Consider the following 18043-nt stretch of genomic DNA (forward strand, 5'->3'; position numbering starts at 1 on the left):
GCGTTCTTGCACCCGGGAAACGGAGAGGGTGTCCCGAAACGGTGCGCTTGAACGTTGTACACAGGAACGGTGACGCGCAGCAGACTCTGACGGCTTGTTTTCGGACGCGGTGTATCGACCCGGCCGCGCCCGACGAGGGGAGTACCTCTCGCATAGTTCCGGGTCCTGGAGGATCCCACTGCCACAGGAGGGTGATCCATGTTGTTTGACTTGTCAGGAAGGCGGAAGCGCGTGAGCGCGCTGGCCGCCACCGCAGTGAGCGCTTGGCTCTTTATCGGTGCGGCTCCGCTGCTCGCCCAAGGGGCGGTGTCGGGGACGATCACCGACGCGGAGTCGATGGCCCCGGTAGCGGGCGCCCAGGTGTTCGTTGCGGGAACGGTGATCGGAACGCTGTCGGGCCAGGAGGGCACGTACCGCATGGAAGGGGTGCCGGCGGGCGAGCAGACGGTGACGGTGCGTCTGATCGGCTACCGCGAGCTCTCGCAGACGGTGACGGTCCAGTCGGGGCAGGTGGCCACGGCGGACTTCTCCGTGCAGCAGACGGCGCTGCGGATTCAGGACATCGTGGTCACGGGGGTGGTCGGCGAGACGCCGCAGGTGAAGCTCCCGTTCACGGTGGAGCGTCTTTCGGCGCAGGATCTCCCGGTGCCATCGGCGGACGTCTCGTCGCTGCTGGCGGGCAAGGCGGCGGGCGTATCGGTGGTTTCCGGCTCCGGCCAGCCCGGCCAGCCGGCCGACATCCTGCTGCGCGGCCCGACGTCGATCAACGCGTCCGGCCGTTCGCAGGCGCCGCTGATCGTGATCGACGGCGTGATCCAGTCCGAGGGCGCGTCTCTCTCCGACGTGGGCGCGCTGGACGTCGACCACGTGGAGATCGTGAAGGGCGCGGCGGCGGCGTCGCTGTATGGCTCGCGGGCGCAGAACGGCGTGATCCAGATCACGACGAAGCGCGGCACGGGTCTGCAGACGAACTCGCTTAACATCCTCACCCGCGGCGAGTACGGCTTCGGCCAGCTCGTCGGCGACATCGGCCTCGTGCGCTCGCACCCGTACACAATGAACGCGTCCGCGACGAAGTTCATCGACTCGACGGACAGCGAGGTCGACTTCCGCGACCTCAACCGTCCGGGCTTCGGGTCGGCCATCCTCTACAACCAGATCATGCCGGGGGAGCCCGCGACGCCGCAGACGGCGTTCGCCAACCAGGCCTTCCCGAGCGACCTGTTCAATCACATGGACACGTTCTTCGATCCGGGCGCGACCATGGACATCTACGGGGCGGTGACGGGCCGCTTCGGCGAGTCGAGCTTCCGGGTGAGCGTGGACCAGTTCCGCGAGGCCGGCGTGGTCAGCTGCGCGGTCTGCATCGACAACCTCGCCGATCTCAATGCGGACCGCGTCGCGCAGGGGATGTCGGCCTTCGACGTCGGCGTGCCCGACGACGAGGGCTACGAGCGGCAGAACGTGCGGCTCAACGTGGACACGCGCTTCGGCGACCTCGACATCGCGGCGAGCGGCTTCTACTCGCGCTCCGACCAGGACGACAGGGCCGTCTCCACGGGCGCCTTCTCGCGGCTGACCTTCATGTCGCCCGCGATCGACATCACCGACATCGATCCGAGCGACGGCTATCCCGACATCAACGCGGACCCGCAGTCGATCGAGCCGAACCCCCTGTACCTGCTCTCCGTCAATGACGGCAGGGACAAGCGGACGCGGACGATGGGCTCGGTGGACCTCAACTACTCGCCGGCGGGAATCGACTGGCTGACGTTCGAGGCGAACGCCTCGTTCGACCGCACGGACTTCCGCGACTACACGATCCGGCCCAAGAACGAGCGGACGGCCGGCGGCGGCGGCACCGGTGACTTCACCGGCGGCAGATTGCGCGAGTTCAACTTCACCGATGAGGCGATCAACGCCTCGGTGACGCTCGGCGCGAGCCAGACGTTCATGGACGGCGATCTCACGGTGCGCGGGAAGGCCCGTTACCTGATCGAGGATCAGGCTTTCGGCTCGAACGGTGTGTTCGGGAGCCGCTTCTCGGTGCAGGACGTGCCGAACTTCGGCGCGATCATCGGCGAGACGAGCGGCAACAACCAGGTCCGCCAGATCAAGGCGGAGGGGCTGTTCGGGATCGCGAGCGCGGACTACCGCGGCCGCTACATCCTCGACGGTCTGATCCGTCGCGACGGCTCCTCGCTGTTCGGCCCGGACGAGCGCTGGCAGACGTACTACCGGGGCTCGGTCGCGTGGCGGATCGCGCAGGAGGACTTCTGGAACATCGACGCGATCGACGAGTTCAAGCTGCGCTTCTCGCTGGGGACGGCGGGCGGCCGGCCGAACTTCTACGCCCAGTACGAGACGTTCGGCGTCTCGGCGGGCGCGATCTTCCCGGTCAACCTCGGGAACACGGCGCTGAAGCCGGAGTTCACGACCGAGCGCGAGGCGGGGATGAACTTCGTGTTCTTCGACAACATCGGGCTCGACCTGACGTATGCCTGGCAGACGACGGATGACCAGTTGCTGCAGGTCCCGCAGCCGGCGTTCGTGGGCTTCTCGAGCCAGTGGCAGAACGCGGGCGAGATCGCGGCGCAGACGTACGAGGCGTCGCTCCGCTACGCGGCGATCGACGAACAGGACATGGGCCTGCAGTTCCGCGTGAACTGGGACAAGACGAAGCAGAAGATCACGCGTCTCGATGTTCCCGCCTATCAGTTCAGCGCCTTCTACGTCGCCGAAGGTCGTCCGCTGGGCGAGATGTGGGGCGAAATCTGGGCCGAGAGTTGCGCGGACCTCGCGCCGGTCGGCATCTCGGCCTCCGACTGCGCCTCGAACTTCCAGGTGAACGACGACGGACTGCTCGTCCCGACGGGCGCCGCCAACTTCACCGATGGGTTCAGCAGCGGGCTGTGGGGAACCCAGGTCATGGTCGCCACGGAGGACGGCGAGAACTCGTACCACTGGGGTTTCCCCATCAAGATCCGGGACTACTCTCCGGTGTGCGTGGAGAAGAATCCCGGCAACTACATGGAGAAGTGCCCGCTGGTCGAGGATCGCCTCCCGATCGGGAACACGACGCCCGAATTCAACACGTCGTTCGCGACCAACTTCCGGTACAAGGGCCTGAGCCTGAACTCCCTGCTCGAGGCCTCCGTGGGGCACCACATCTACAACGGGACGAGGCAGTGGTCACTTCGTGAGCTGCGTGGTGAAGACACGGACCAGACGGGCAAGCCGCTGGAGCACAACAAGCCCGTCGGATACTCGTCGGCGATCTACTCGGTCAATGCCGACAACTCGTGGTTCATTGAAGACGGCTCCTGGCTGAAGGTCCGCGAGCTGTCTCTTGGCTTCACGCTGCCGGCGTCGATCGTGGAGAGCCTGTTCGGCGGCGTCTTCGACCGCGTTACGGTCAACGCGATCGGCCGCAACCTGTTCACCCTCACCGGCTACCGCGGCTACGACCCAGAGGTCGGCGGCGGCGGCGGCCAGTTGGGAAGCACGGCGATCAACGCCCAGGACAACTTCGCATATCCGAACTTCCGGACGTTCACCTTCTCGGCGGAACTGGTCTTCTAGACCTCAACCTGTTGACAGCGGCGGGCCCCGCCCTCTCCGGAGGGCGGGGCGCTCCCAGGTTCGACGAACCGACGGGAGATCCCGATTGCATTGGAGGAGAAGAATGAAGAACAAGCTGGTACCCACAGCCTTCGCGCTGGCGATGCTGGGCGGCTTTACGGGTTGCGACCTCCAGGTCCAGAACCCGAACCAGCCGGACCGCGAGCGCGCGCTGGCCGGGCCGGATGATGTGGAGACGCTCATTGCGAGCTCCTTCCAGAAGGTCTGGGAGATCGGGCACTACTGGAACAACGCGAACTTCGCCTTCGGTCACATGGCGAGCCGCCACACGGCAACGTGGGGCAACATGGGGATGAACGACCTCGGTCGTGAGCCGCGGGAGGCGCTCCCCAACTCGCCCTCGTATCGCTGGGCCTACGTCTTCGAGGCGAACTGGGGCGACGCGTACGGCGGCATTTCGGCCTCCTCGGACGGGATCCGGGCTCTTGATGCGGGCCTGGAGATCGGAGCGGGCGGCGAGCGGAACGCCCGCGCGCGGGCGTTCGGCGTGGCGAACCAGGCGATCCTGGGCTGTCTGCTCGCGCTCTGGTACGACCAGGCGTTCATCGTCGACGAGACGGTCGACATCGCCGGCGAGCTCGAGACGGTCGACTACAACGCCATGTTCAGCTACGCCATGGGCAAGCTGGACGAGGCCGAGTCGATCGCCCGGGCCGCCTCGTTCTCCCTTGAGGAGACGTGGATCAACGGCAACAGCTGGAGCAACAGCGAGCTTGCGGACTACCTCGTGAGCTGGAAAGCGCGCTGCGCGGCGAACCTGCCGCGGACGGATGCCGAGGCGGCCGGTGCGAACTGGAGCCAGATCATCTCGAACGCGCAGAACGGGATCCGCGACGTCGTCGTGGTCGGCGAGGACTCCTCGTCCGACAGCGCGTGGTTCGATGGCCTCAAGTCGCTCATGCAGGAGAACGAGACCTGGCACCGGATGCACATGGACTGGATCGGCATGGCGGACCAGAGCGGCGAGTACCAGGACTGGCTGTCGACGCCGACGGAGCAGCGCACGGCGCGCCTCCTGACGTTCGGCGACGACAATCGCTTCCCCCCGGAGAACGTGGAAGGGACGACATCCGACGTGGTGAGTCCGTCCGTCGCGTCCTACGGGCCGCGGTCGCGCTTCAACGCGACGATCATCTTCCGTCCCGAGCGCGGCACGTATCGCCAGTCGCACTACGGTGACATGCGCTACGACGTCTACACGCAGAGCTGCAGCTTCTGCTTCTTCGGCGACATGGAGCACATGACGTCGCAGGAGATGGACGGCTACATCGCCGAGGCCCACTACCGCATGGGCAACTTCGGGGGTGCGGCGGACATCGTGAACCGGACGCGGACGGAAGCCGGGCTGCCGCCGGCGCCGTCGAACCCGACGGATCTGGTGCCGTCGAACGGGGCGGGCGAGTGCACGCCGCGCAAGCGGTACGATGTCCAGGGCCGCTGCGGCAACCTGCGCGACGCGATGTGGTTCGAGCACTTCGAGACCGTGTTCAACGTGTTCGGCGGACTGGAACACTGGCACGGGCGTCGCAACGACCTCCTGCCGGCAGGGACGGGACTGCAGTTGCCGATGCCGGCGGCGGACCTCGAGGTCCTGCAGCGAGACATCTACACGTTCGGTGGGGGCGGAGCGAGTTCGGCTCCCAACCCGATTCCGCCGTCCGTGGTTCCGGGCAACCTGAACTCCGCGCTGGAGCGGGCGGCCTACTCGCTGGCTCGGCTCAAGGCGGATCGGGTCTCGCGGACGAGTCTCGTCCGGCGCTAGGATCCGACGCTAACGGGTTGCGGGGGGCTCAGCCCCCCGCGGCTCCTCTTCACAGAGCGTTTTCGCCGGAGTTCACGCACCTCCGAGTCTGGCCCTGCATGGGCTTGGCCCGGAGGTGTGTTTTTTTGGCTTCAGCGGGGGCCGTCGTCGGAAAGTCCCGTGGTCTTGTCACAGTCGCGGGGCCATGAGACGTTTAGGGTGAGGATATCCTTGGCGAACAAGGAGCCTGGACAGGCTTCCCCCGGCGTCCGGGGCGCGCGCTCTGGAGTCCCGGGGCCCACAGGAGGGCGGCTCTTGCAGAGAACTCTGCGCAGACAGCAACCACGCACCTTTGTGTCCCGCCCGCGGGCGATGATGCGGGGTGCGTTTTTTTTGGTGATTTCTCGATCCGGCGTGTCGGCCCGGCCGTGTCGAGCGGGGGCGAACGCCCCCCGGAATCGCGGGTCGCAGGGGAGGATCCCGCTGGCACAGGAGGTGATCCATGCTGTTTGACTTGTCAGGAGGGCGGAAGCGCGTGAGCGCGCTGGCCGCCACCGCAGTGAGTGTCTGGCTCTTTATCGGTGCGGCTCCGCTGCTCGCCCAGGGGGCGGTGTCGGGGACGGTGACCGACGCGGAGTCGATGGCCCCGGTAGCGGGCGCCCAGGTGTTCGTTGCCGGAACGGTGATCGGAACGCTGTCGGGCCCGGAGGGCACGTACCGCCTCGAGGGGGTGCCGACGGGCCAGCAGACGGTGAGCGTGCGTCTCATCGGCTATCGCGAGCTCTCGCAGACGGTGACGGTCCAGTCGGGGCAGGTGGCCACGGCGGACTTCTCCGTGGTGCAGACGGCGCTGCGGATTCAGGACATCGTGGTCACGGGGGTGGTCGGCGAGACGCCGCAGGTGAAGCTCCCGTTCACGGTGGTGCGTCTCTCCGCGCAGGACTTCCCGGTCCCGGCGGCCGACGTCTCTTCGCTGCTGACCGCGAAGGCGGCGGGCGTATCCGTGGTTTCCGGTTCGGGCCAGCCCGGCGCGGAGGCTTCGGTCCTGCTGCGCGGCCCGACCTCGATCAACTCGTCCGGCCGCTCGCTGGGGCCGCTGATCGTGATCGATGGCGTGATCCAGTCCGAGAGCGCGACGCTCTCCGACGTGGGCGCGCTGGACGTCGAGCACGTGGAGATCGTGAAGGGAGCGGCGGCGGCGTCGCTGTTCGGCTCGCGGGCGCAGAACGGCGTGATCCAGATCACGACGAAGCGCGGCACGGGTCTGCAGACGAACTCGCTTAGCATCCTCGCGCGAGGCGAATACGGGATGGGCCAGCTCGTCGGCGACGTGGGCCTGACGCGCTCCCATCCGTACCTGATGAACTCGGCAGGGACGAAGTTCATCGATTCCGACGGGAACGAGGTCGACTTCACCGACCTTAGCCGCCCCGGTTTCGGAGCCCCGGTCCTCGCGAACCAGATCACCCCGGACGAGCCGGGAAATTCCTTTACGGCGTTCGCGAACCAGGCGTTCCCGCACGAGCTGTTCGACCACATGGACACGTTCTTCGAGCCGGGCGAGACGACGGACGCCTACGGGGCGGTGACGGGCCGCTTCGGCGAGTCGAGCTTCCGGGTGAGCGTGGACCAGTTCAGGGAGGGCGGCGTGGTGCGCTGTACGCCGTGTATCGACAACCTCGCCTCGCTCAACGCCGACCGGGTGGCCCAGGGGCTGACAGCCTTCGACGTGGGGCTTCCGGACGATGACGGTTACGAGCGGCAGAACGTGCGCCTGAACGTGGACACGCGCTTCGGCGACCTGGACATCGCGGCGAGCGGCTTCTACTCGCGTGCGAACCAGGATGACAAGGCCGTGGCGAACAGCGCCTTCAGCCAGCTGACCTTCGCGTCTCCCGCGGTCGACCTCACGCAGATCGATCCGACGGACGGCTACCCGCTCATCGATGCCGACACGCAGTCGATCTCGTCCAACCCGCTGTACCTGCTCGCGGTCGTCGACAGCCGGGACAAGCGGACGCGGACGATGGGCTCGGTGGACCTCAACTACTCGCCGGCGGGCATCGACTGGCTGACGTTCGAGGCGAACGCCTCGTTCGACCGCACGGACTTCTACGACTACACGCTCTTTCCGAAGAACGAGAAGACGCGAGAGGGACCGACGGGCGGCAGCCTGCGCGAGTACAACTACACCGATGAGGCGATCAACGCCTCGGTGACGCTCGGCGCCAGTGAGACCTTCATGGACGGCGATCTCACGGCCCGCGGGAAGGTCCGCTACCTGATCGAGGACCAGGCTTTCGGCTCGAACGGCGTGTTCGGGAGCCAGTTCTCCGTGCAGGACGTGCCGAACTTCGGCGCGATCATCGGCGCGACGAGCGGGAACAACCAGGTCCGTTCGATCAAGGCGGAGGGTCTGTTCGGGATCGCGAGCGTGGACTACCGCGGCCGCTACATCCTCGACGGTCTGATCCGCCGGGACGGCTCCTCGCTGTTCGGCCCGGACGAGCGCTGGCAGACGTACTACCGGGGCTCGGTCGCGTGGCGGATCGCGCAGGAGGACTTCTGGAACATCGACGCGATCGACGAGTTCAAGCTGCGCTTCTCGCTCGGAACGGCGGGCGGCCGGCCGAACTTCTTCGCCCAGTACGAGACGTTCGGTGTTTCGGGCGGCGCGATCTTCCCGATCAACCTCGGGAACACGGCGCTGAAGCCGGAGTTCACGACCGAGCGCGAGGCCGGGATGAACTTCGTCTTCTTCGACAATCTGGGCCTCGACCTGACGTACGCGTGGCAGACGACGGACGATCAGTTGCTCCGGGTTCCACAGCCGGCGTTCGTGGGCTTTTCGAGCCAGTGGCAGAACGCGGGCGCGATCGCGGCGCAGACGTACGAGGCGTCGCTCCGCTACGCGCCGATCGACACGCAGGACATGGGCCTGCAGTTCCGCGTGAACTGGGACAAGACGAAGCAGGAGATCACGCGGCTGGACGTACCCCCTTACCAGCAGGGGACGTTCTTCGTCGCCGAGGGTCGCCCCCTGGGCGAGATGTGGGGCCACGTGCTGGCGAAGACGTGCTCGGACCTCTCGCCGATCGGGGTCTCGGCGTCGGACTGCAGCGCCAACTTCCAGGTGAACGACGACGGGCTGCTCGTGTGGACGGGCGGCGCCGACTTCACCGAGGGGTTCAGCAGCGGTCTGTGGGGCACGGACGGCGACGTCACCACGGGCACCGGGGACCAGCTGTTCGGCTGGGGCCTCCCGGTCAGGGTCCTCGACTACTCGCCGGCGTGCGTGGCGAAGAACCCGTCCAACTTCACGGACAAGTGCCAGCTCACGGACATCCTGCCGTTCGGGAACACGACGCCGGACTTCAACGTCTCGTTCGGATCGAACTTCCGCTGGAAGAGCCTGAGTGTGAACGCCCTGGTCGAGTCGTCGATGGGCCACTCGATCTACAACAACACGGCGCAGTGGTCTCTTCGGGATGACCGTGGCGAGGATGTGGACCAGACGGGCAAGCCGCTCGAGTTCAACAAGTCCATCGGATACGTCGCCGGGCTCTACACGTCGAACAACGACAACGACTGGTTCCGCGAGGACGGGGACTGGATCAAGATTCGCGAGTTGTCGGTCGGCTACACGCTGCCCGAGTCGATGATGCGAGGCCTGTTCGGCAGCGTGTTCGACCGGATCACGCTGAACCTCATCGGCCGCAATCTCCTCACGATCACCGACTATCGGGGGTACGATCCCGAGGTCGGACGATCCGGCGGGGAAATCGCGAGTTCGACGCTGCAGCGATACGACAGCTTCGGCTATCCGAACTTCCGTACATTCACCTTCTCGGCCGAACTGGTCTTCTGACCCGGGGCAATGGAGCGGAAGATCGTGATCGAACTAATGGAGGGACCATGAAAAAGAAGCTGACACTTCCCGCCTTTGCACTGGCGCTCCTGGTCGGCTTGTCGGGCTGTGACCTTCAGGTCAGCAACCCGAACGAGCCGGACCGGGGGCGGGCGCTGGCCAGCCCGGACGACGTGGAGACGCTCATCGCCAGCACCTATCAGCAGGTCTGGGCGATGGGACACTACTGGGATAACGCGAACTTCGCGTTCAATCACATGTCGAGCCGCCACACGGCCACCTGGGGCAACAACGGGCAGAACGACCTCGGTCGCGAGCCCCGCGAGCCGATGCCGAACTCGACCTCGTACCGCTGGTCGTACGTGTTCTCGGAGCACTGGCAGGACGCCTACGGCGGCATCTCGGCGGCTTCGGACGGGGTCCGGGCCATCGACGAGGGGCTGGAGATCGGCCCGGGTGGAGAACGGAACGCGCGGGCGCGGGCGTTCGCCGTCGCGAACCAGGCCGTGCTGAGCTGCCTGCTCTCGATGTGGTACGACCAGGCCTTCATCGTCGACGAGACGACGGACATCACCGGCGAACTCGAGACGGTCGACTACAACGCCATGTTCGCCTACGCGATGGGCAAGCTGGACGAAGCGGAGTCCGCCGCGCGGGCGGCTTCGTTCACGCTCGAGGATGCGTGGATCAACGGAAACTCGTGGAGCAACCAGGAGTTCGCCGATTATCTGGTGAGCTGGAAGGCGCGCTGCGCCGCGAACCTGCCGCGGACCGACGCGGAGGCGGCGGGGGCGAACTGGAGCCAGATCATCGCGAACGCCCGCAGCGGCATGCAGAACGTCGTGGTGATCGGCGAAGACCGTTCGTCGGACACCTCCTGGTTCGACGATCTGAAGGCGAAGGCGCAGCAGAACGGCACCTGGCACCGCATGCACATGGACTGGGTCGGCATGGCGGACCAGAGCGGAGAATACCAGGACTGGCTCTCGCTCCCGACTCAGAGCCGGACGGCGCGCAAAATGACCTTCGGCGATGACAAGCGCTTCCCGCCCGTCAACGAGGACGGGGCCCTGGGGGAGAGCGTGAGTCCCACGGCCGCATCCACGGGCCCGCTTCACCGCTACAACGCGAACATCATCTTCATCGCCTCGCGCGGGACATACAGGCAGTCGCACTACGGCGACGCGCGGTACGACGTGTACACCCTGAGTTGCAACTTCTGCGAGTCCGGGGACATGGAGGAGATGACCGAGCAGGAGTTGAGCCACTACATCGCCGAGGGCCTCTACCGGATGGGGGACTTCGGGGGTGCGGCGGACATCATCAACGTGACACGGATGGAGGCCGGGCTGCCGCCGGCGCCGTCGAACCCGACGGATCTGGTGCCGTCGAACGGGGCGGGCGAGTGTACGCCGCGCAAGCGGTACGACGTGCAGGGCCGCTGCGGAAACCTGCGCGACGCGATGTGGTTCGAGCACTTCGAGAACGTGTTCAACGTGTTCGGCGGGCTGGAGTTCTTCCACGGACGCCGCAACGACATCCTGCCGTCGGGCACGGCGCTGCAACTTCCCATGCCGGCCGCCGACCTCGAAGTGCTGCAGCGGGACATCTACACCTTCGGCGGGAGCGCCGGCGGCGGTGCCGGGAATCCGACGCCTCCGTCGATCGTTCCGGGCAGCCTCGACGCCGCGCTGGAGCGGGCGGCCTTCGCGCTGCATCGCCTCCGGGCACAGCAGAAAGCCGCGCGCGCGAACCAGGACCTCGTGGTCCGCTAGTTGGAAATTCGGGACTTCGGCAGGAGGGCGGGGGCGTGAGCCCCCTCCCCTGTCGCGGGGCGGATATTGTGACCATGTTTGGGTCCGGGGACGCGGCGGACGCCACCGTCGCTTCTGCCGGGTGTCACGATTGTGGGGTCACAGGTCGTTTAAGGTGGAGGGCGGTGCAGGGTTCGCTCGAGGGCCGGGGGCCCATGAAGGATGTCTCTTTACATACGGATCTCGGAGGAAGTTGTGCGCACCTCCTCGTCACGCCCATGCGGGCGATGGCCGGGGGTGCGTTTTTTTTGTCCCGCTGGCACAGGAGGGTGATCCATGTTGTTTGACTTGTCAGAAAGGCGGAAGCGCGTGAGCGCGCTGGCCGCCATCGCAGTGAGCGCCTGGCTCTTTATCGGCGCGGCTCCGCTGCTCGCCCAGGGGGCGGTGTCGGGGACGGTGACCGACGCGGAGTCGATGGCCCCGGTAGCGGGCGCGCAGGTATTCGTGGCGGGTACGGTGGTCGGGACGCTTTCGGGCGCTGAGGGCACGTACCGTCTGGAAGGGGTGCCGACGGGCGAGCAGACGGTGACGGTGCGTCTGATCGGCTACCGCGAACTCTCGCAGACGGTGACGGTCCAGTCGGGGCAGGTGGCCACGGCGGACTTCTCCGTGCAGCAGACGGCGCTCCGGATTCAGGACATCGTGGTCACGGGGGTGGTCGGCGAGACGCCGCAGGTGAAGCTCCCGTTCACGGTGGAGCGTCTTTCGGCGCAGGACATCCCTGTCCCGGCGGCGGACGTCTCGTCGCTGCTGGCGGGCAAGGCGGCGGGCGTATCCGTGATTTCCGGCTCCGGCCAGCCCGGCCAGGCGGCGGGGATCCTGCTGCGCGGCCCGACGTCGATTAATTCGTCCGGCCGCAGCATGCAGCCGCTGATCGTGATCGACGGCGTGATCCAGTCCGAGAGCGCCTCTCTCTCCGACGTGGGCGCGCTGGATGTCGACCATGTGGAGATCGTGAAGGGAGCGGCGGCGTCGTCGCTGTACGGCTCGCGGGCGCAGAACGGCGTGATCCAGATCACGACGAAGCGCGGCACGGGCCTGCAGACGAACTCGCTGAACATCCTGGCGCGCGGCGAATATGGCAGGGGCCAGCTCGTCGGTGACATCGGCCTCGTGCAGTCTCACCCGTACACGATGAACGCGGCCGGGACGAAGTTCATCGATACCGACGGGAACGAGGTCGACTTCCGCGACCTCAACCGCCAGGGCTTCGGGTCGGCGCTGCTCTACAACCAGATCAACGTCGGCGAGAACGGCACGACGTCGACCGCGTTCGCGAACCAGGCCTTCCCGGGCGAGCTGCTGGACCACATGGACACGTTCTTCGAGCCGGGCGCGACGATGGACGTGTACGGGGCGGTGACGGGCCGTTTCGGCGAGTCGAGCTTCCGGGTGAGCGCGAACCAGTTCAGCGAGGCCGGCGTGGTGCGCTGCACGGCGTGCATCGACAACCTCGCCGATCTGAACGCGGACCGCGTCGCCCAGGGCTTGACGCCCTTTGACGTCGGGACGCCCAACGACGAGGGCTACCAGCGGCAGAACGTGCGGCTGAACGTCGACACACGCTTCGGCGACCTCGACATCGCGGCGAGCGGCTTCTACTCGCGCGCCGACCAGGACGACAAGGCCGTCGCCACGAGCGCCTTCTCGCGGCTGACCTTCGTCTCTCCGGCGATCGATATCTCGGGCATCGATCCGTTCGACGGATACCCCGACATCGACGCGGACCCGCAGTCGATCGAGGCGAACCCGCTCTACCTGCTCTCCGTCAACGACAGTCGGGACAAGCGGACGCGGACGATGGGCTCGGTGGACCTCAACTACTCGCCGTCGGGGCTCGACTGGCTGACGTTCGAGGCGAACGCCTCGTTCGACCGCACGGACTTCCGCGACTACACGATCCGCCCCAAGAACGAGCGCACCTCCGCCGCCAGCGGTACGGGCGAGGTCACCGGCGGCAGCCTGAGGGAGTACAACTTCACGGACGAGGCGATCAACGCCTCGGTGACGCTCGGCGCCAGCCAGACGTTCATGGACGGCGATCTCACGGCCCGCGGGAAGGTCCGCTACCTGATCGAGGACCAGGCTTTCGGCTCGAACGGTGTGTTCGGGAGCCGCTTCTCGGTCCAGGACGTGCCGAACTTCGGCGCGATCGTCGGCGAGACGACCGGCAGAAACCAGGTCCGTTCGATCAAGGCGGAGGGGCTGTTCGCGATCGCGAGCGTGGACTACCGCGGCCGCTACATCCTCGACGGTCTGATCCGCCGCGACGGCTCCTCGCTGTTCGGCCCGGACGAGCGCTGGCAGACGTACTACCGGGGCTCGGTCGCGTGGCGGATCGCGCAGGAGGACTTCTGGAACATCGACGCGATCGACGAGTTCAAGCTGCGCTTCTCGCTGGGGACGGCAGGCGGACGGCCGAACTTCTTCGCCCAGTACGAGACGTTCGGCGTCTCGGCGGGCGCGATCTTCCCGGTCAACCTCGGGAACACGGCGCTGAAGCCCGAGTTCACGACCGAGCGCGAGGCCGGGATGAACTTCGTGTTCTTCGAGAACCTCGGGCTCGACCTCACCTACGCGTGGCAGACGACGGATGACCAGCTCCTGCTCGTCCCGCAGCCGGCGTTCGTGGGCTTCTCGAACCAATGGCAGAACGCGGGCGCGATCGCGGCGCAGACGTACGAGGTGTCGCTCCGCTACGCGCCGATCGACGAGCAGGACATGGGCCTGCAGTTCCGCGTGAACTGGGACAAGACGAAGCAGGAGGTCACGCGGCTGGACGTGCCGGACTTCACCCAGGGGACGTTCTTCGTCTCCGAGGGTCGTCCGCTGGGCGAGCTGTGGGGCGAGGTGCTGGCGACGAGTTGCGAGCAGCTCGCGCCGGTCGGGATATCCGCCTCCACCTGCGCCTCGAACTTCCAGGTGAACGACGACGGGTTGCTCGTGCCGACGGGCAGTTCCGATTTCACCGAGGGGTTCAGCAGCGGACTCTGGGGCACGACCGTCGCGGTGGACGCCGAGGACGGGGAGCGAATGTACGCGTGGGGGAACCCGATCTACGTCCAGGACCGTTCGCCGGCCTGCGTGGCGTCGAACCCGACGGACTACATGGACAAGTGCCGCCTCACCGAGTTCCTGCCCTACGGGAACACGACGCCGGATTTCAACACGTCCTTCGCGACGAACTTCCGGTACAAGGGCCTGAGCCTGAACGCCCTCCTCGAGGCGTCCGTGGGTCACAAGGTCTACAACAACACGGCGCAGTGGGCGCTTCGCGAACTGCGCGGCGAGGACGTGGACCAGACGGGCAAGCCGCTCGAGTTCAACAAGCCGACCGGATACGCCTCGGTCATCTACAACGTCGGCTCGGACAACTCCTGGTTCGCCGAGGATGGCGACTGGCTCAAGGTGCGTGAGCTGTCGCTCGGCTTCACGCTGCCTCAGACCATGATCGAGGGTCTGTTCGGGGGCGTGTTCGACCGGGTCACGATGAACCTGATCGGTCGCAACCTGATCACCCTCACCGGATACCGCGGCTACGACCCAGAGGTCGGCCGTAGCGGTGGATCGTTGGGGAGCGAAACCCTCAACCGCGTGGACAGCTTCGGATATCCGAACTTCCGCACCTTCACTGTATCGGCGGAACTGGTCTTCTGATCAGCGAATCTCGATTAGGCAACGGAAGCAAAAACGGAGGCACGATGAAAAGGAAGCTGACACTACCGGCCCTCGCGCTGGCGCTCGGCTTTACGGGCTGCGACCTGCAGGTCGACAACCCGAACGAGCCGGACCGCGCGCGCGCGCTGGCCGGGCCGGACGATGTGGAGACGCTCATAGCGAGTTCCTTCCAGAAGGTCTGGGAGATCGGGCACTACTGGACCAACCCGAACTTCGCCTTCAACCACATGTCGAGCCGTCACACGGCGACATGGGGCAACATGGGGATGAACGACCTCGGCCGTGAGCCCCGGGAGCCCCTGCCGAACGCGGCGTCGTACAGCCCCGCCTACGTCTTCGAGGCGAACTGGGGCGATGCGTACGGCGGCATCTCGGCCGCCTCGGACGGGATCCGAGCCCTCGACGAGGGTCTGGAGATCGGTCCCGGCGGCGAGCGGAACGCGCGGGCACGCGCCTTCGCCATCGCGAGCCAGGCCATGCTGAGCTGTCTGCTCTCCCTGTGGTACGATCAAGCGTTCATCGTCGACGAGACGGTCGATCTCAACGGTGAACTCGACACGGTCGACTACAACGCGGTCTTCGCCTACGCGATGGGCAAGCTGGACGAAGCCGAATCGGCGGTCCGGGCCGCGTCATTCACCCTCGAAGAGAGCTGGATCAACGGGAACCCGTGGAGCAACCAGGAGTTCGCCGACTATCTGGTGAGCTGGAAGGCGCGCTGCGCGGCGAACCTGCCGCGAACCGATGCCGAGGCAGCGGGCGCGAACTGGAGTCAGATCATCTCGAACGCGCAGAACGGGATGCAGGATGTCGTCGTGAACGGTGAAGACCGGTCGTCGGATACGGCGTGGTGGGACGGTCTGAAGATCTTCGCGCAGGAGAACCGGACCTGGCACCGCATGCACATGGACTGGGTCGGCATGGCGGACCAGAGCGGCGAGTATCAGGACTGGCTCACCTTCCCCACGGAGCAGCGCACGGCCCGGCAGCTGACGTTCGGCGACGACAAGCGCTTCCCGGCGGTGAACGAACACGGCACGCTGGGAGAGAGCGTGAGTCCCACGGCCGCGTCCACGGGCCCGGTGGCCCGCTACAACGCGACGGTGATCTTCCGGCCCGAACGCGGCACGTATCGTCAGTCGCACTACGGCGATTCTCGCTACGACCACTATACGCTCAGCTGCAGCAGGTGCGAGTTCGGCACCATGGAGCACATGACCTCGAACGAGTTCGATCACTACATCGCCGAGGGGCACTACCGCATGGGCAACTTCGCGGGCGCCGCGGACATCATCAACGTGACGCGGATGCAGGCGGGGCTTCCGCCCGCGCCTTCGAACCCGACGGACGCGGTGCCGTCGAACTCGGCGGGCGAGTGCACGCCGCGCAAGCGATACGACGTGGGGGGCCGCTGCGGCAACCTGCGCGACGCGATGTGGTTCGAGCACTTCGAGAACGTGTTCAACCTGTTCGGCGGGCTGGAGTTCTTCCACGGACGCCGCAACGACATCCTCCCGGCGGGGACCGCGCTGCAGTTGCCGATCCCGGCCGCGGACCTCGAAGTCCTGCAGCGGGACGTCTATACCTTCGGTGGCGGGGAGCCGAGTTCGGCCGGCAACCCGACGCCCCCGGCGATCGTGCCGGGAAGCCTGACCTCCGCGCTCGAGCGGGCGTCCTTCTCGCTCGAACGGCTGCGGGCGAGTCAGGCGGCCGCGCGCCGGGGCGGGCAAGCGACTCTGATCGTCCGCTAGCCGCCCTCGGCGGGACGCCGCGTCCGGAGCGCCTTCGGGCGAGTTCGGACCGAAGAGAGGCCACCGGGTTCGCCCGGTGGCCTCTTTCTGTCTGTAAGAAACCGCGCGCCCGAGACGTTATGTTTGTTGTGCGGCGGATGTCGTCCGCGCTAGTCTCCACACGCGATGCCTGAGGCTTGACGAGGAGTTGTAGATGAGGAACAAGAGTGCGCCGGTCCTGGCGCTGATGGCCGTCCTGATGGGCCTCGCGGGGAGTTTCGCCACCGGCTGCGTGGATCTCGACGTCGGGGCGCGACTCCGGTCGGACACCGACTCGATGCCGGACCCCGGGCTGGATGAGCCGAACCCCGGGAATCCGGGGAACAGCATCGTCCCGCTCGGACCTTCAGGGCACTAGCGCAGCCCGCGGCGGGTCCAGATGACGATGGACCCGCAGCGTCCGTAGAACTGCGGAGGAGACTCCGAGACACCGCGATAGACCTCCACCGCGGCGATCTCCGGCCCCACGGCCAGCGTATCGAGATCGATCATCGCGTCGTCCGGATCGGTGAGCTGATGGACGCGGCGGCCGTCAACGTAGAATGTCGGTATGCACCCGCGCATCGTAGAACCCGCCATCTCGATCTGGACCTGGCAGTGCGGAAAACACCTCTGCCTGAGGTTTATGGCGGGGATCGTCCGCAGGACCTCGGCCAGCGTGCGGTGCGGCTGGCGGTCGACCTCCTCGGGCGTGACGAACGAGCCCAGCTGGCGTTCGAGGCGATGGTAGAATTCGTTGTCCTCGAGCCACTTCCTGCGCGCGGTGATCGTGACCGCGATGGGTTCGACGGCGATCGCCCGGGGCTCCAGGCGGATGACGGCGTGCGTACTCATCGCCTGATCGACCACGAGGTCCATCGTCGGCTCACCGTAGGCGATATGTCGGATGACGACTTCGTGCGGTCCCACCGGGACATCTACGAGACGGAACCCCCCGTTCGAGTCCGTGACGTCCTCGGCCGCGGCCCTTGCGATCCGGATCGTGGCGCCGCCGATCGGCTGTTCCGTGGAATCGTCGATCAAGAACCCGGACACGGCCCCGAGGGCCTGCTGCAAGATGACATTCAGGTCTTCGCGGACCGTTTCGCCTCCCTCGAGGACGAAAGCGACGCGCGGGCTGGTGAGACCGAGCGCGTCCGCCCAGGCGGTGAGACGGGTGCCCTGCGGTACGTCGCAGAAGATGTAGCTGCCGTCCTCCGAGTCGGCCGCGACCCGGTTCTGGAACATCGCGCCGCCCTCGCCTCTCGTGTTCCACTCGAGGTGTACGCGGCTCCCCGGGAGCGGCATGCCGCTCCGCCCGTCGATGATCGCCCCGTAGATGATCGATTGATTCTCGATCTGGTGGACGACCTCGCAGCGGGCGCGGACGAGGGCGGGATCGAGTTGGCCGGCGAGGCGTGGAGCGCCACCGGACAGGACGATCAGCGTCACGATCGCGCAGACGGAGCGCCGGACGATGGTCTCGCCCATTCGAGGATCGAAGGGTTCTGATGCATGCACAGCGGCCTGC

General features: G+C 66.6%; 8 protein-coding genes. 7 read left to right on the plus strand and 1 reads right to left on the minus strand.

Annotated elements, in window-relative coordinates; genetic code table 11:
* Positions 1-198: 198 nt before the first annotated feature.
* The 7 genes from ACOOHF_RS09420 (at position 199) to ACOOHF_RS09450 (ending at position 16891) form a co-directional block, all read left to right on the plus strand.
* Entirely contained in the window at positions 199-3582 is a 3384-nt protein-coding gene (locus ACOOHF_RS09420; protein WP_420464314.1) for a SusC/RagA family TonB-linked outer membrane protein, read from the plus strand.
* Positions 3583-3685: 103 nt separating this feature from the next.
* On the plus strand, positions 3686-5404 hold the full coding sequence (locus tag ACOOHF_RS09425) for a hypothetical protein (RefSeq protein ID WP_420464315.1): 1719 nt from the start codon (positions 3686-3688) through the stop codon (positions 5402-5404).
* A 481-nt stretch (positions 5405-5885) separates the two neighbouring features.
* Positions 5886-9251, plus strand: coding sequence for a SusC/RagA family TonB-linked outer membrane protein (locus tag ACOOHF_RS09430; protein ID WP_420464316.1), 3366 nt, complete (start codon positions 5886-5888; stop codon positions 9249-9251).
* Between the two features lie 47 nt (positions 9252-9298).
* Positions 9299-11026 (plus strand): hypothetical protein, encoded by a 1728-nt coding sequence (locus ACOOHF_RS09435; protein WP_420464317.1) that lies wholly within the window; start codon positions 9299-9301, stop codon positions 11024-11026.
* A gap of 348 nt (positions 11027-11374) precedes the next feature.
* Positions 11375-14722 carry a SusC/RagA family TonB-linked outer membrane protein gene (locus tag ACOOHF_RS09440; protein ID WP_420464318.1) on the plus strand — a complete coding sequence of 1116 codons (3348 nt, stop codon included), beginning with the start codon at positions 11375-11377 and terminating at the stop codon, positions 14720-14722.
* A gap of 44 nt (positions 14723-14766) precedes the next feature.
* A complete protein-coding gene (locus ACOOHF_RS09445) occupies positions 14767-16494 on the plus strand; it encodes a hypothetical protein (protein WP_420461456.1) in 1728 nt (575 codons plus the stop codon).
* Between the two features lie 193 nt (positions 16495-16687).
* Positions 16688-16891, plus strand: coding sequence for a hypothetical protein (locus tag ACOOHF_RS09450; protein WP_419934757.1), 204 nt, complete (start codon positions 16688-16690; stop codon positions 16889-16891).
* On the opposite strand, the gene ACOOHF_RS09455 is transcribed toward ACOOHF_RS09450, so the two are convergent.
* Positions 16888-18003 carry a carboxypeptidase regulatory-like domain-containing protein gene (locus ACOOHF_RS09455; protein WP_420461457.1) on the minus strand — a complete coding sequence of 372 codons (1116 nt, stop codon included), beginning with the start codon at positions 18001-18003 and terminating at the stop codon, positions 16888-16890. The genes ACOOHF_RS09450 and ACOOHF_RS09455 overlap by 4 nt on opposite strands.
* Positions 18004-18043 lie beyond the last annotated feature (40 nt).

It is taken from the genome of Candidatus Palauibacter sp., from assembly GCF_965216145.1.
In the GTDB taxonomy this organism is placed as follows: Bacteria; Gemmatimonadota; Gemmatimonadetes; order Palauibacterales; family Palauibacteraceae; genus Palauibacter.

Excerpts from the sequence above, each read along its gene's own strand:
- ACOOHF_RS09420 (WP_420464314.1), top strand. The coding sequence starts at position 199 with ATGTTGTTTGACTTGTCAGGAAGGCGGAAGCGCGTGAGCGCGCTGGCC.
- ACOOHF_RS09425 (WP_420464315.1), top strand. The coding sequence starts at position 3,686 with ATGAAGAACAAGCTGGTACCCACAGCCTTCGCGCTGGCGATGCTGGGC.
- ACOOHF_RS09430 (WP_420464316.1), top strand. The coding sequence starts at position 5,886 with ATGCTGTTTGACTTGTCAGGAGGGCGGAAGCGCGTGAGCGCGCTGGCC.
- ACOOHF_RS09435 (WP_420464317.1), top strand. The coding sequence starts at position 9,299 with ATGAAAAAGAAGCTGACACTTCCCGCCTTTGCACTGGCGCTCCTGGTC.
- ACOOHF_RS09445 (WP_420461456.1), top strand. The coding sequence starts at position 14,767 with ATGAAAAGGAAGCTGACACTACCGGCCCTCGCGCTGGCGCTCGGCTTT.
- ACOOHF_RS09450 (WP_419934757.1), top strand. The coding sequence starts at position 16,688 with ATGAGGAACAAGAGTGCGCCGGTCCTGGCGCTGATGGCCGTCCTGATG.
- ACOOHF_RS09455 (WP_420461457.1), bottom strand. The coding sequence starts at position 18,003 with ATGGGCGAGACCATCGTCCGGCGCTCCGTCTGCGCGATCGTGACGCTG.